This window comes from Haloarcula sp. 1CSR25-25 (genome assembly GCF_032027985.1).
Lineage (GTDB): Archaea > Halobacteriota > Halobacteria > Halobacteriales > Haloarculaceae > Haloarcula.
The window spans coordinates 162909-175271 of sequence record NZ_JAHYBW010000007.1 but is presented as its reverse complement, the minus strand read 5'-3'; the positions used below and the strand labels follow the sequence as shown (position 1 = coordinate 175271).

The 12363-nt window shown below is 57.0% G+C and carries 15 protein-coding genes; 8 read left to right on the top strand and 7 right to left on the bottom strand.

What is annotated here, in order from left to right; translation table 11 throughout:
- The 5 genes from KZ498_RS18695 (at position 1) to KZ498_RS18675 (ending at position 4353) form a co-directional block, all read left to right on the top strand.
- Positions 1–1230 (top strand): RNA-guided endonuclease TnpB family protein, encoded by a 1230-nt coding sequence (locus KZ498_RS18695; protein WP_049984678.1) that lies wholly within the window; start codon positions 1–3, stop codon positions 1228–1230.
- Between the two features lie 81 nt (positions 1231–1311).
- Entirely contained in the window at positions 1312–2316 is a 1005-nt protein-coding gene (locus KZ498_RS18690) for a DUF63 family protein (protein WP_049984677.1), read from the top strand.
- Between the two features lie 2 nt (positions 2317–2318).
- Positions 2319–2789 (top strand): hypothetical protein, encoded by a 471-nt coding sequence (locus tag KZ498_RS18685; protein WP_081926977.1) that lies wholly within the window; start codon positions 2319–2321, stop codon positions 2787–2789.
- A 12-nt stretch (positions 2790–2801) separates the two neighbouring features.
- The gene (locus tag KZ498_RS18680; protein ID WP_049984676.1) at positions 2802–3500 is read left to right on the top strand and encodes a DUF1405 domain-containing protein; all 699 of its coding nucleotides are present in this window, start codon (positions 2802–2804) and stop codon (positions 3498–3500) included.
- Positions 3501–3792: 292 nt separating this feature from the next.
- Positions 3793–4353 (top strand): DUF420 domain-containing protein, encoded by a 561-nt coding sequence (locus tag KZ498_RS18675; RefSeq protein WP_049984675.1) that lies wholly within the window; start codon positions 3793–3795, stop codon positions 4351–4353.
- Between the two features lie 393 nt (positions 4354–4746).
- Here KZ498_RS18675 and KZ498_RS18670 read toward each other — a convergent pair whose 3' ends face one another.
- Complete coding sequence (locus KZ498_RS18670) at positions 4747–5145, bottom strand: type IV pilin N-terminal domain-containing protein (RefSeq protein ID WP_081926968.1); 399 nt, start codon at positions 5143–5145, stop codon at positions 4747–4749.
- An 83-nt stretch (positions 5146–5228) separates the two neighbouring features.
- On the opposite strand from KZ498_RS18670, the gene KZ498_RS18665 reads away from it, so the two are divergent.
- Positions 5229–5423: a hypothetical protein gene (locus KZ498_RS18665; protein ID WP_049984673.1), complete on the top strand. Its 195-nt coding sequence runs from the start codon at positions 5229–5231 to the stop codon at positions 5421–5423.
- Positions 5424–5488: 65 nt separating this feature from the next.
- On the opposite strand, the gene KZ498_RS18660 is transcribed toward KZ498_RS18665, so the two are convergent.
- The 6 genes from KZ498_RS18660 to KZ498_RS18630 form a co-directional block, all read right to left on the bottom strand.
- Positions 5489–6412: a rhomboid family intramembrane serine protease gene (locus KZ498_RS18660; RefSeq protein ID WP_049984672.1), complete on the bottom strand. Its 924-nt coding sequence runs from the start codon at positions 6410–6412 to the stop codon at positions 5489–5491.
- A gap of 186 nt (positions 6413–6598) precedes the next feature.
- A complete protein-coding gene (locus KZ498_RS18650) occupies positions 6599–7189 on the bottom strand; it encodes a plastocyanin/azurin family copper-binding protein (RefSeq protein ID WP_081926966.1) in 591 nt (196 codons plus the stop codon).
- Between the two features lie 202 nt (positions 7190–7391).
- A complete protein-coding gene (locus KZ498_RS18645; RefSeq protein ID WP_049984671.1) occupies positions 7392–10028 on the bottom strand; it encodes a heavy metal translocating P-type ATPase in 2637 nt (878 codons plus the stop codon).
- 173 nt (positions 10029–10201) lie between these two features.
- Positions 10202–10471 carry a hypothetical protein gene (locus KZ498_RS18640; protein WP_049984670.1) on the bottom strand — a complete coding sequence of 90 codons (270 nt, stop codon included), beginning with the start codon at positions 10469–10471 and terminating at the stop codon, positions 10202–10204.
- Positions 10468–10659, bottom strand: coding sequence for a hypothetical protein (locus tag KZ498_RS18635; protein WP_049984669.1), 192 nt, complete (start codon positions 10657–10659; stop codon positions 10468–10470). Before KZ498_RS18635 ends, KZ498_RS18640 begins: the two co-directional genes overlap by 4 nt.
- An 18-nt stretch (positions 10660–10677) precedes the next feature.
- A complete protein-coding gene (locus KZ498_RS18630; protein ID WP_049984668.1) occupies positions 10678–11082 on the bottom strand; it encodes a hypothetical protein in 405 nt (134 codons plus the stop codon).
- A 309-nt stretch (positions 11083–11391) separates the two neighbouring features.
- On the opposite strand from KZ498_RS18630, the gene KZ498_RS18625 reads away from it, so the two are divergent.
- Both KZ498_RS18625 and KZ498_RS18620 read left to right on the top strand, forming a co-directional pair.
- On the top strand, positions 11392–11652 hold the full coding sequence (locus tag KZ498_RS18625) for a hypothetical protein (protein ID WP_049984667.1): 261 nt from the start codon (positions 11392–11394) through the stop codon (positions 11650–11652).
- Between the two features lie 364 nt (positions 11653–12016).
- A complete protein-coding gene (locus KZ498_RS18620) occupies positions 12017–12256 on the top strand; it encodes a DNA-binding protein (protein WP_197052305.1) in 240 nt (79 codons plus the stop codon).
- Positions 12257–12363 lie beyond the last annotated feature (107 nt).

Genomic DNA, 12363 nt, shown 5'->3' with positions numbered 1-12363 from the left:
ATGCACTACAACTACAAGTATCGACTCAACCCGCCAGAAACCCTCGAAGAAGAGCTTCTGTACCACGTCGATACTTGTAGGCAACTCTACAACCACGTCCTCCACCTGCTCAACGAGGCAGACGACATCCCCGCCCGCTACGAAGTGCAGGGGCGACTCCCTGACCTCAAATCGTGGTGGGACGACCTCGGCGATGTCCACTCGAAAGTTCTCCAGATGGTCGTCAAGCGCGTCTACGACAACCTCTCCACACTTAAAGCACAGAAGGAGCATGGACGCGCCGTGGGAATGCTCAAGTGGAAACCACCTCGGGAGTATCGGTCGCTCACCTACAACCAGTCCGGCTTCGAACTCAAGAATACGAGTGGTCGGCCCACGTTGTGGTTGAGCAAGATCGGCGAGATTCCGATTCACCTCCACCGAGACATCCCCGAGAACGCGACCATCAAACAGGTCGCGGTCAAACGCGAACCCACGGGCGAGTGGTATGCCACGTTCGGCATCGACGTGGACGAGGCTACACCAGAGAAGCCGCAGAATCCCGAGCGGGTCGTTGGCATCGACGTGGGAATCCTCAAGTACGCTCACGACACCGACGGGTACGCCATCGAGAGTCCCGACTTCAGCGAGGAACGTGAGCGACTCGAACGCGCACAACGTGACCTCTCGCGGAAGGAACACGGCTCTGCGAATTGGGAGAAACAGCGCCGAGTTGTGGCCGAACGACACGCCGACCTGAAGCACAAGCGTCGGGACTTCCTTCACAAGTTGTCGAACCACTACGCCCGCCAGTACGACTTTGTAGCGGTTGAAGACTTGGACGCGAAAGGTTTGGTCGAACTACCGGGCAACTCGCGGAACCGAGCGGGTGCGGCGTGGGGGATGTTCTTGCGGATGCTCGAATACAAGTGTGAGCGCGAAGGAACGCACTTTGTCGCGGTGAATCCAAGAGGGACGACCAAGGAGTGCGCGTCCTGCGGTGTCTCAACGGAGAAGCCGCTGTGGGTGCGCGAACACTCCTGTCCAGCCTGTGGGTTTGAGGCAGACAGGGACGCGAACGCGGCGTGGAATATTCTTTCTCGCGGTCTTGAAGAAGTAGGAGTGGTTCACTCCGAATCAACGCCTGTGGAGACTGCGCTCCCTGTGGATACGTCCGTATCTGCAAAGCACGTCGTGGAAACAGGAAGCCCCACCCTCAAAGAGCGAACCGCGTCAGCGGTGAGCGAGTAGGGTGGGGTAGTTCACTACTCCAGCGGAATAGTACCCAGACACTTTAGTCGGTGAGGCAAAGATAACGTATAGACGTTCGAAATGAGTTCTTATTTCTCGAAGCAGACAGTAGAAGCTCTCCCTGAGACAGGAAGCAAGGAATGGTGGTTGCTTTATCTTCTGGCTCCAATTGTCCTTGGTGCGATCTCCATGCTTGTGTTTCCGGCTCTCGTCTACGACCGCTTTATTTGGCAATATCTCTGGGGGCCGGTCGTCGCAGATGCTGCTGGCCGTCCCGTAGTCCACGACGGCGTTCGCGCAGTTACCGGCTACAATATTGTGAACACAGCGACGTATCTCGCCGCAGTCGGGTATAGTTTCCCGGGATTGCGTGCATATCTACGGTACCTGAACGTCACATTCGACGCTCGACTAGCCTACGGATTCGCACCGATAATTATCGCCGGCGGAGCGATGCGAGCGCTGGAGGACATCGGGCTGCTCGGCGACTATGCTGTCTTGTTCATCACGCCTACGATTTATCTCGTCGTCACCGCCATTACGATCCTTGCACTCGGCGTCGGAGCATTGGCTCGTAACCGGGGATTCCTTTCGATTCCGGGGACCGTCGGTGTAGTTGGAGCAATCTGGGCGGTAGGCGCTGTCGGCTGGGCATTCCTGTACGGGGCGACAACAGCCGCTCCGCTTCGACTCTGGGTCCCGGTTGCGACGACGGGGATTGCGCTCGGTGTGACCGCTTTGTACTACTGGGGCGTGAGATTCGTTGATGTCGCCCACCTCCGTCATCCGATGCTCCTGCTCGCCGTCTTCGGCCAACTGTGGGACGCAGCACAAAACCTCATTGGCGTTACCTTCCTCGGGTATTCGCCGAAGATGTTTCTGACCAACCTCATCTATCAAGCGACCGGATTTCCTGGATCGACGTTCGTTCTCAAATTCCTCGTCACCGGTGGTATCGTGTGGTACCTCGCGGACGCGAAGCCTGAAATGAACCGGACCTGGTGGTGGCTCATGACGTTCTTCATCGGGGCAATCGGGCTGCCGATGGGCGTTCGCGGATCACTCCGAATGATGCTTGGAGTCTGATAATGGATACGATGAACACGAACGATACGACACGACAGTACGGCGCGGCAATCGCCCTCGTCTCGGGAGTGTATTCGCTGTTCTCTGCGACCACCGGCAGCGGGATGATGAGTTCGAACAGCGGGCTTCTCATGGCGGTCCTCGGCGTTGTCGTAGTCGTTCACGGCGTCGTCCTGCTGACGCCCTACGCCAGCCGACTCGGAAACGCGAGTGGGGCGCTGATGATCGGCTACTCGCTGGTGATGTTGCTCAACCAGGCCATCGTCGGCGTTACTGGGAGCATGAACTGGGGGATGGGAGGCGGTATGGGAACGGGGATGGACAGCAGTATGAGTGGAAGTATGAGCGGTGGTATGGGCTCGTCGATGACTGCCGGGATGGGCTGGGACCTCGGGATGGTCGCGCTCGCGGTCCTGATGTTGATCAGCGGAATCATCATGATGAACCGCTCCGATAGCGAGTCGAGAATGTGAGCCGGGTGGCTAATGGCAACCACCATCTCTCGGGACGATCTCCCCTCGTACCTCGCGCCGCTTCCCCGGCGTCTCGAGGACTTCGCACTTCGGTATGCGTGGCTCGTCGTCGCGATCAATCTCGCCGGGACTGCGTTCGGGTTCTGGTACTACCGCTTCCAGTTCACCCAGACGCCGTTCGTTATGTGGCCGTTCGTCCCAGATAGCCCCGGCGCAACGCTGTTGATCGCGCTTAGTCTCGCCGCGTGGAAGCTGGACTACGATGTCGAGTGGCTCCACATGCTCGCCTTCTTCGGCAACATCAAACTCGGGCTTTGGACGCCGTTCGTCCAGCTGTTTCTCAACGGGCCGGGCGGCATTGAACCCTGGCTCTACTGGTTTCTCATTGTCAGCCATCTCGCGATGAGTTTGCAGTCGTTCCTGATCTATCGCTACGCCGAGTTCCCAGTCAGTGCGGTCGCAGTCGCCACCGTCTGGTACGGAGTTAACGATGTCGTGGACTACTTCGCGCCGCTCGTTGGGGAGTTCCATCACACGTTCCTGCGGGTCGAACTCGTCAACGGGGCACTCGACCACTCGGTGCGAGCCCATGACCTCGCGGCGGCCGCGGCAGTGACGCTGACGCTCGCCGCGACGTTCCTCGCGCTGGCGACGCGGGTGAAAAAGCTCGAACCAACGGATGATTCCCATACACATGGAATACAACAATAAAGGGGTACTCACGACGAACGGTACTTCGCTGGAGAGGAAGTGTGCTGGCGACCGGGGCATCCACGATTGCTGGCTGCCTCTATGGGTGGAGGCCCGTCGGGGCCGACAGTCAATACAATATGTAAAGCTGATATGAGTCACACGGTGGGACGCCACCACAGGAGGGCGATTGACGAGACGAACACGACTGTCCCGAGTAAATGCCGTGGACGCGGGCTCTTCCCAGTCGTACCTTAATCCATCTGCAACATCACTCGCCGATTTCAAGTGCTTGAACTGAGACAGTCCAAATATGGAGTATCGTGTGAAAGACCGCGTCCCGGAAGTCGCTGGACTCCTGTCCATCATTTCACTGGCGCTCGTATTTGGCGCCGCCCTTGGAGCGATCCCGAAGAGCCTTCTTCCACGAGCCCCAGCGTGGGTGCTCAGCGTAATTCCGTTCGTCAACGCGATCATCAGTGGACTCGCTATACTCACTATTGGAGCCGGATGGTATTGGATTCGTGGCGGTCGGATCGCCCGTCATCGAGCGGCGATGCTCACGAGTGTGGTCTTATTTGCGGTGTTTCTCACGCTCTATTTGTACAAGGTGGCACTGCAAGGGCCGACTCCGTTCACGGGTCCGGCAGCCATCCGCCAGTTCGCCTACTTACCGCTCCTCGCAATTCACATCACGCTCGCCATCATCTGCGTTCCATTGCTTTACTACGTGCTCCTTCTTGCGATGACGCGGCCAATCCAAGAGATTCCACAGACGCGTCATCCGACGATAGGACGAATCGCCACGTCGCTGTGGCTCGTCTCGTTCACACTCGGTATCGTCGTCTATCTGCTGCTCTACGTCGTCTACTGAGTTTCCCCGACTTGATCTTCCACCGTTCCATCTGCCGACCGCCATTCGCGTTATACTGAACAGGACGACGTTGTCAGCTGCCCCGACCACAATGGACGGGGCTTGTCGGTGGACTCCCCCTCTGACGGGCGGAACCACTCTGTTCCCACTCGGACTCGCCGTCCCCGACTTCGGGGCCAGTTGACTGGTAGCCCAATCATCCAGACACGTGTGGCCTTGGAGGACGTGCCCCTGATACGGAACCGAAGTCAACTAAGCCTATCGGCTTCCTGCTTGGGGTCAAGCCCAAGCTATCCGCCTATCACAGCCTATGAACGAATCTACAACCTACCCTAGAAGAGCGGACCTAAAATCTATTCGATAGGTGGAAATGCCGATCAGGTGCGTGGGAAATCACTGAGTTGTCGTTCTGGAGAGCTGCCACCGTTGCAATACGTCCCGCTCTGATTCTGAGTGTTGCCACAAGAGCGTTACCGTGACACCGTCCCCCACTCGGACGACTCCGTATGCGCCTTCTGTAAGAGTGATCGAGGTCCACTGGGGATGACGAGGGGTTCCATCAACGGTCACGCTGAGTTTCCCTGTCTGAACAGGTTCGCCACCAGCATGTATGATCCTGACATAGCTCTCATTAATTTGTTGCAGGTCCCAGTCTGTCTCTGGTTGCTCAGCGGATCGTTCCTGAGCGGACATAGCTGCGAGGATGAGAACCGCCACGGAGAGAATGATGAATACTAGTAGGATAACTCCGATGATGTTCAATAATTGGTCTCCATCATCGAAGTCAATCATCAGATATCATCCCTGTAGGTAACCTGTATCTTCATAATGCTGCCGCAGACTTTTGATCAGTGGCTCGTAAGTTCGGAAACGGGATGGACCTTGACGTGCATGGTTCAGGGCTTGCGATGGTGATGCTTACGCTCGGCCTCCTCATTGTTCTGTACGCTGATGCTATCTGGACCGTCGCAAATGACGTCTTCGAAGTGATCGGCCCACTCGAAAGCGCTATTTTCGCGATCGTATTCATTGGTGCTGCACTTCTTGTGGGTGCTCGTCTTTCAAGCTGAACAAACGTGGCGGGATTTCTCGAGGCGGATGATGATAATGGATGGTGACTCGTCTGTGCGTTCTTTCAGAAGCGGCGCCGGCCTGAGCGGCCCGGACCGCGACCAACGTGAATCGATTCGGGGACGTTTTGTCCTTTCTTGACAACCGCTCCGTACGCAAGGCCGATACCGATCCCCACGAGGTGGGCCCAGTTCGCTACACCCCCAGGACCTATCGAGGAAAAGCCGGCGACGGTCGAAAAAACGGCGAACCCGATGGTAAGCATCCAGAGCGGGATTGGGAGTACGAAGTACAGATATACCGTGAGCTTGGGTCGGAGAACGGTGAGTACCCCCATGACAGCCATGATGGCTCCCGACGCGCCGACAACTCCCGACTGTACTCCAGGATTCAGGAGCAGTGTCGCCCCAACCTGTGCGAGCCCAGCGAGCACGCCCGTGGCGAGAAATAGCACTGTGAAGCGCATTGCCCCGAGGCGACGCTCGACGACTGGTCCGAAGAAGTACAGTGCGATACTATTGACGGCGATGTGTGTGAAGCCACCGTGGGCGAAGATAGCTGTGAGCCACGTCCAGACATACAGTGGATGCTGTGTCGAGAGGACGAACACTGACCGCCACAGAGATGATCCGGGAGAGATTCCGAAGAGAACGGGAAAAATGACGAACTGCATCGCAAACGTCACCCACATCAGCACAAGGAAGACATTGGTCAGACCTCCCGGGAAGAAATTGACCACACTATGGGTGGACGTTTGTCGTCCAACAGTAGACTTTACCCGCTTGAGCACACCCTCCTCGGCACGACCTCGATTCTGGATCGAGTCATCAAACCCAGAATCGAAAACGCCATCGGGGTTAGCCCAGTCATTCAGTCCGGGGCAATTGTGACTCTCCGGGAGGCGATGGGCGGCACAGAACGTGTTGCCACACCGACGACACTGGTACGGTAGGTTCTCGTCCGCGCCACACTCGTCACACTCAGCCATCGTTACGTCGAAGCGGGGTTGAGTGTGGAGACGATTGCGTCCGGAGGCTTGGCCAACTGCAGGGAGTGGAGTCGGGTCCTTTCAGCCTGTTGGAACCACCTGTCTCTGTTGAGGAGATTATCCAGGAAGTTGAACGGCACGTGGTAGTTGTCTCCAACTGGCCAGTCATAATGATCGAGCAAAGTGCTATTCTTCGAATTCGCCATAATCACCACCGTATTTCATGAAAAAGTAGGCGAGACCAAGGGTCAGTACCATCGCGCCAGTCGTGGCAACGCCGAGTGTCTTTGCACTATTAGGAACTTGAGGAACTGATTCTCCGCCACCACCTCCTTCAGCTCCACCGCCTTGCTGAACAGAAACTGTACCCGTCATTCCGGCGGACTCGTGTGGGATGCAGAAGTAATCGAACGTCCCTTCGGTGTCGAATGTATACTCGTAGGTTCCGCCCCCCTCGATGCTGCCATCAGGATACGCAGACCGAGCAGCTTGCTCCGCGTCGAATCCACCCGACGCGAAGTACGATGCTCCCTCCGGGATGTTGTCTTCATACGCAGTGACCGAGTGAGCAATAGATCCGACGTTCTCCCAGACCACAGTCGTTCCGGGGGCAATCGTCAGATCCGCAGGGACGAATTTGAGATCGTCGTTCATCTCGACTGTTTTGGACTGTCCCTCTTGAGCAGCTGCGATTCCGGTAGCGCCCGTCGCCGTTGTCACGGCCGTGGCTGACCGAAGAAATGCCCGTCGGGAGACAGAGCTATCGCCTACGGTCATACTGGAAAATTAGCAAGCGAACGGGTTGGGTGTTCTGGTACGGTTATCGAATAACGATGGTTTACACCTGGATCAAGGCGGATGTCCCGGGGCTTGACCCCGAGACGATTCACTACCTTGCAATACCTCGACTGGACTGCCGCATGGCTACTTGACGGGAAGTCAGTAGGTGTACTATGCCTAAACCCAGCCATTAGTGGGATTACTCGGTCAGTAACGACTCCGGCTTGATCCTGGAGAGGCGCATTGCATTTCCAGTGACGCCGACTGTCATCCCGGCGTCACCGATGAGGACAGCTGCCCAAATTGGAACGAGGCCAAAGGGAACGCCCAGTGCAAGTAGACCCTTGGCGCCGAGACTCGTCCAGATGTTCTGCCGAATCACGCTGTTTGCGTCGTGAGAGAGTTCGTAGAGGTACGGCAGCTTCGAGAGGTCGTCGCTCATGAGCGCGATGTCTGCCGTTTCGAGGGCGGTATCCGTGCCAGCTGCGCCCATCGCGACGCCCACGGTCGCCGTCGCGAGCGCGGGTGCATCATTAACCCCGTCGCCGATCATCGCGACCCCGTCATATTGTTCGTCGAGTTCCTTGATCGCCTCGACCTTCTCATCGGGCAGGAGTTCCGCGCGGAACTCGTCGACGCCGACCTCGTCGGCGATTGCTCGGGCAGTCCGTTCGTTGTCACCCGTGAGCATGATGATGTGCTCAACGCCCAAGTCGTGGAGCTGCTGGATCGCCTGCGTCGCTGCGGGCCGAATCTCGTCAGCCACGGCGATGACGCCCTCAATCTCGTCCTCGGTCCCGACGAGAACGACGGTCTTCCCCTGGGACTGGAGTTCGGGGACCGTCTCCTCCAAGAGATCAATGCAGTCGTTGCGCTCGCACAGCTGTTGACTCTTCGTCGTGACGACGCCGCCGTCGGTCGTCGCGTGGACGTGATCAAGGTCAAAGCCCAGTTCCTCGAAGAGCCCGGGCTTACCCGCGTAGTGTTTCTTTCCGTCGAGATCGGCCTCAACGCCCTTCCCGGTAATGCTCTCGAAGTCGTCAACTATCGGCGCCCTGACGTCGCTCTCCTCAGCAAATCCGACGATCGCCTCGCCGATGGGGTGTTCCGACCGCGATTCGAGGCCACGGGCACACTGGAGGACGTCTTCCTCGCTGTTGCCGTTCAACGGAACGACGTCGGTGACGGTGAGTTCGCCCTTGGTGATCGTGCCGGTCTTATCCATCGCGATGGCTTCGACGGCACCCATCGCTTCGAGATGGTTGCCGCCCTTGATGAGGACGCCGTTCTTCGCGGCGCTGGTGATGCCCGAGACGACTGAGACGGGTGTCGAGATGACGAACGCGCACGGACATGCGAGTACGAGCAACGTGAGGCCGTAGACGATGAACGTCGTCCACGACGCACCCCACACGAGGGGCGGGATAACCGCGACGAGGATTGCGAAGCCGACGACGACCGGGGTGTAGTACGACGAGAAGCGCTCGACGAACTGCTCGCGCTCGGTTTTGTTAGCCTGGGCGTCTTCGACCAACTGGACGATGCGCGAGAGCGTATTGTCGCTTGCCTCCGAGGTGACCTCCACCTCGAGATATCCCTGTTCGTTGATTGTGCCGGCGTACACCTCGTCGCCCGGCGTCTTGTCCACGGGAACGCTCTCGCCCGTGATGGGGGCCTGGTTGACCGCACTCTCCCCGTCGAGAACCTCGCCGTCCATCGGGATCTTCTCACCAGGGCGCACGACAACGATATCGCCGATAGCCACGTCGTCGACGGGAACCGTCACCTCTTCACCGTTCCGTTTCACTGTCGCCTCGTCCGGCGATAGATCCATCAACTCTCTAAGGGAGTTGCGTGCGCGGTCCATCGAATAGCGTTCGAGGAGTTCAGCAATACTAAACAGGAACGCGAGCGTGGCGGCCTCGAAGTAGAGTGACTCGCCGAAGACGAGACTGGCGATGATGGCACCGCTGATGGCGATGCTCATCAACAGGTCGATGTCGAGGTTACGGTTTAGCGCAGAGTAGTAGCCGTTGCGGAAGATGACCTGGCCAGCGACCCCAACGGCAATCAGGAAGAGGAGGTCGGCGACAAGTAATTCGCGGCCGACGATCTCGGCCACGAGGATATTCTGGCCGGTGAGGAAGAACTCGAAGAGGAGGCCGAGTGCGACGAACCCACCGCTGATCCACGTTTTGATCGCCCGCGAACTGGTCCAGACGCTCTCACGTTCGTCGGTGGGACTGTCCTCGGTATCTGCGTCAGTTGCCGTCGAATTGGTCACCTCGTAGCCAGCGCCCTCGATGGCATCGACGATGTCTGGTGGCGAGAGCGACGTTGCGTCGTACGTGACGGTCACCTTTCCAGTAGTTGGTTGGGTGTCGTAGCTCGAGAGGCCCGAGAGACCATCGAGGGCGTTCTCGATTTTCCCCGCACAGGAAGGACAGTCCATTTCAGGGACTGTGAACGTCGCGGTCGTCTCGCCCTGGTTTTCGACCGTGTAGCCAGCTTTTTCGATGCGCTCGCCAATCTCATCTGGCGACGTTCGACTCCCCTCGTATGAGACAGAGAGTGTCCCGGTCGTCACCTGTGGGTCAACAGTATTGATGCCGTCGAGTTTTCGGACGCTATTTTCGACCTTTCCCGCACAGGACGGGCAATCCATCTCGGGCACCGAGAACTGGGCGACGTCGTCCTGATTCGACGAGGTCGCGGTTACGCGGTCGGCTTCCTGTCCATTGTTGTGGTGGTCGTGTTCGTGGTCATGATCATGGTCGTGTCCGTGGTCGTGGGATTCATCCCCTGAATCGTGTGAATCCCGGTCGGACGATGTCATTACTGGCAGCTAGGTACTGGAATATTATTAAACTGGCTGCTATAAAACCGCGTCTGGATAAGTATCTTTAACAAATTTTTCGTCCTGTATTATTAATTCCCGGCTTGGCTGCGGCAAGATCCCAGTATGGGGTCTTGGGGTCCAGTCGGTACTGGGTCACCTATTCACATGGGTTACGACGAAGGAGCGTTCCCCTCTGGTGGATTGCTGTCCTGATCTGCGTCCTCGTCCTCGGTGAGCTGAATCCCCGTGGGACCGGTGAGGTCGAGCGGACGAATCCAGAGGTACCAGATGGCGACAACACCGAAGCCATACCCTCCAGTCCAGACGAGCCCAGCAAGCGTCTTGTAGCCTGCTGAAGCCAAGGCGTAATCGGCGAGCCCTGGAATGAGGATCGCTGCGACAACTGTGAGCCCGAACTGTGCTTTCTTGGGAAGTCTCATCGGTGGTGGCTTGCCCGGTATTCGCCGTGTTTGACGCCGAGGGCGAGCGACAGGACCCCGAAGATGAGTAGGCCGACACTCACCATCGCAACGGTACTTGTACTCATCGGACTCATCGCCGTGCCGCCGACAAGAACGGCGAGCAGGATGATGAACACGATCGCGGTCGTTGTCGTGTTAAATTCCATTTGTATCAGGTAGTGGAGTTAATCGGATGTCGTGTCTGTCGACTCGGTTGTCGCCATCGAATCTCGAGTACGTGTCCGGATGAACCCCACCCAGAGGAGTGCGCTGAGGAGGCTGAGGAGGCCTGCAATGGCGATCGACTGTCCACGAACCGTAGTCCCGGTTTGATTCTGAAGGACCAACGTAATCCCAATACCGACTAATGCGACTCCTTGCACACCAGCTGCCCGTGCAGGTCGGGAGACGTACCCTGCTTCCGTCAGAATGCCGGCAACCGATCCGACGAACAGTAGTAGGCCCGCGACAGATACTGGACGCAGCCCGAGGACGACGCCAACCTCAGAGAGTGCTAAGCCGAGTGCAACGAACAGCGGCCACGGGCTTGCCCCCGTGTAGGTTGAATTGGTGTCGGACTCGTCACTCATCGTTAGGTAGTAACGGGAACTCGTTTGTTTGCCTGTGTCCTACCTCCTGATTACGTCCACCTTGACATGCTATTAGCCGTCTCAAGAGACCATCACCTTTAGGCAATCGGTGGCAGGCATCTGACAATCGAATATTGGCGTGGTGACTCTCAAATCGATCAGCCATTAATGGAGCTACGGCTACGAACATAATAAATCGACTGCTATCAAGCCATCCTGTTTTGCCAGAAGAAACTATTTCGAACTCTTCAGGTTAATAACTCCAGTCGAACAGCAGTGTTCTTACGCCATCGTCCACGACTAACCTGTATGGACGATACGGTACGTACATATGGCGGGAAGCACGTCTTCGGGATCATCATACTTATCGGGATCGCCGTCGGCACTGGACTCGGGTTAATTATCGGGACGAGCCCAAAGATTCAGCACATCTCCGTTTTCGATGTTGTTATCTTTCATCCGACACCGGCGAGTATGGCACTTTATGGAGCCTTAGCCGCAACAATCGGGCTTACAATGATTCTTGGTATCGTACTCGCTCTCTCCCGGTTTGACCAATCTGCAGTCTGATTTTCCGGTGTATCCTGCATTTCCAGCAAGTGGTTTTATACAGGTACACTGCTTCCTCTTCCCTATGTGCATTTACTGTGACGCCTACGAAGAAGACCACGAGGAGGAGAGTCAGCCCTCGGTCGAGCACAACCATTCTGAAAGAAAGGCCACATCCCCGCCGTCAAAGGGAGTGCTTGGACAACTACGTTCCTTGATAGCAGATCTGTTGTAACCGACGATCTCCGTCTATTGGTGGCGCCACGTAGCTCGATATTCAAGAGGAGACGTTCGAACGGCGAACCAGAACGGTTTCATAGCCGAGTTCGTTAGTTCTTCGTAACAGCGATAGATCGTGATGTCGCAAATACGGACTACGATACCGATGGAAGAAACACCCGCTGGCACTTGTGAGCATTGCGGGCATCCGTTTCCAACCAGCGAGCGTCTCGTGCTCCACAAGGGGATAGAACATCCTAGCCAGCTTGACGATTCAGAGCAAGAGGCGTTTGAGTCCGCAGTAACCGAAGAGGAGGCGGACCTCCGAACGCTCCGCTTGAAAGCACTCGCAGTATTGGTTCTGTTATACTTCGGATTATTAATCCTCTATGCCATCTTCGCGTGATCCAGATATGGACGTAACTGGCTGTGCTAAGAAGGAGTCGAAGGGATGGTCTCTATCGACCATACTGAGAACTGTTCTATCGGTACCTCGATTCAGAGTCGGCGTGC

Bases quoted from the DNA above. Each gene is read 5' to 3' on its own strand.
- KZ498_RS18695 (WP_049984678.1), top strand. From the start codon at position 1: ATGCACTACAACTACAAGTATCGACTCAACCCGCCAGAAACCCTCGAA.
- KZ498_RS18690 (WP_049984677.1), top strand. From the start codon at position 1,312: ATGAGTTCTTATTTCTCGAAGCAGACAGTAGAAGCTCTCCCTGAGACA.
- KZ498_RS18685 (WP_081926977.1), top strand. From the start codon at position 2,319: ATGGATACGATGAACACGAACGATACGACACGACAGTACGGCGCGGCA.
- KZ498_RS18680 (WP_049984676.1), top strand. From the start codon at position 2,802: ATGGCAACCACCATCTCTCGGGACGATCTCCCCTCGTACCTCGCGCCG.
- KZ498_RS18675 (WP_049984675.1), top strand. From the start codon at position 3,793: ATGGAGTATCGTGTGAAAGACCGCGTCCCGGAAGTCGCTGGACTCCTG.
- KZ498_RS18670 (WP_081926968.1), bottom strand. From the start codon at position 5,145: ATGATTGACTTCGATGATGGAGACCAATTATTGAACATCATCGGAGTT.
- KZ498_RS18665 (WP_049984673.1), top strand. From the start codon at position 5,229: ATGGACCTTGACGTGCATGGTTCAGGGCTTGCGATGGTGATGCTTACG.
- KZ498_RS18660 (WP_049984672.1), bottom strand. From the start codon at position 6,412: ATGGCTGAGTGTGACGAGTGTGGCGCGGACGAGAACCTACCGTACCAG.
- KZ498_RS18650 (WP_081926966.1), bottom strand. From the start codon at position 7,189: ATGACCGTAGGCGATAGCTCTGTCTCCCGACGGGCATTTCTTCGGTCA.
- KZ498_RS18645 (WP_049984671.1), bottom strand. From the start codon at position 10,028: ATGACATCGTCCGACCGGGATTCACACGATTCAGGGGATGAATCCCAC.
- KZ498_RS18640 (WP_049984670.1), bottom strand. From the start codon at position 10,471: ATGAGACTTCCCAAGAAAGCACAGTTCGGGCTCACAGTTGTCGCAGCG.
- KZ498_RS18635 (WP_049984669.1), bottom strand. From the start codon at position 10,659: ATGGAATTTAACACGACAACGACCGCGATCGTGTTCATCATCCTGCTC.
- KZ498_RS18630 (WP_049984668.1), bottom strand. From the start codon at position 11,082: ATGAGTGACGAGTCCGACACCAATTCAACCTACACGGGGGCAAGCCCG.
- KZ498_RS18625 (WP_049984667.1), top strand. From the start codon at position 11,392: ATGGACGATACGGTACGTACATATGGCGGGAAGCACGTCTTCGGGATC.
- KZ498_RS18620 (WP_197052305.1), top strand. From the start codon at position 12,017: ATGGAAGAAACACCCGCTGGCACTTGTGAGCATTGCGGGCATCCGTTT.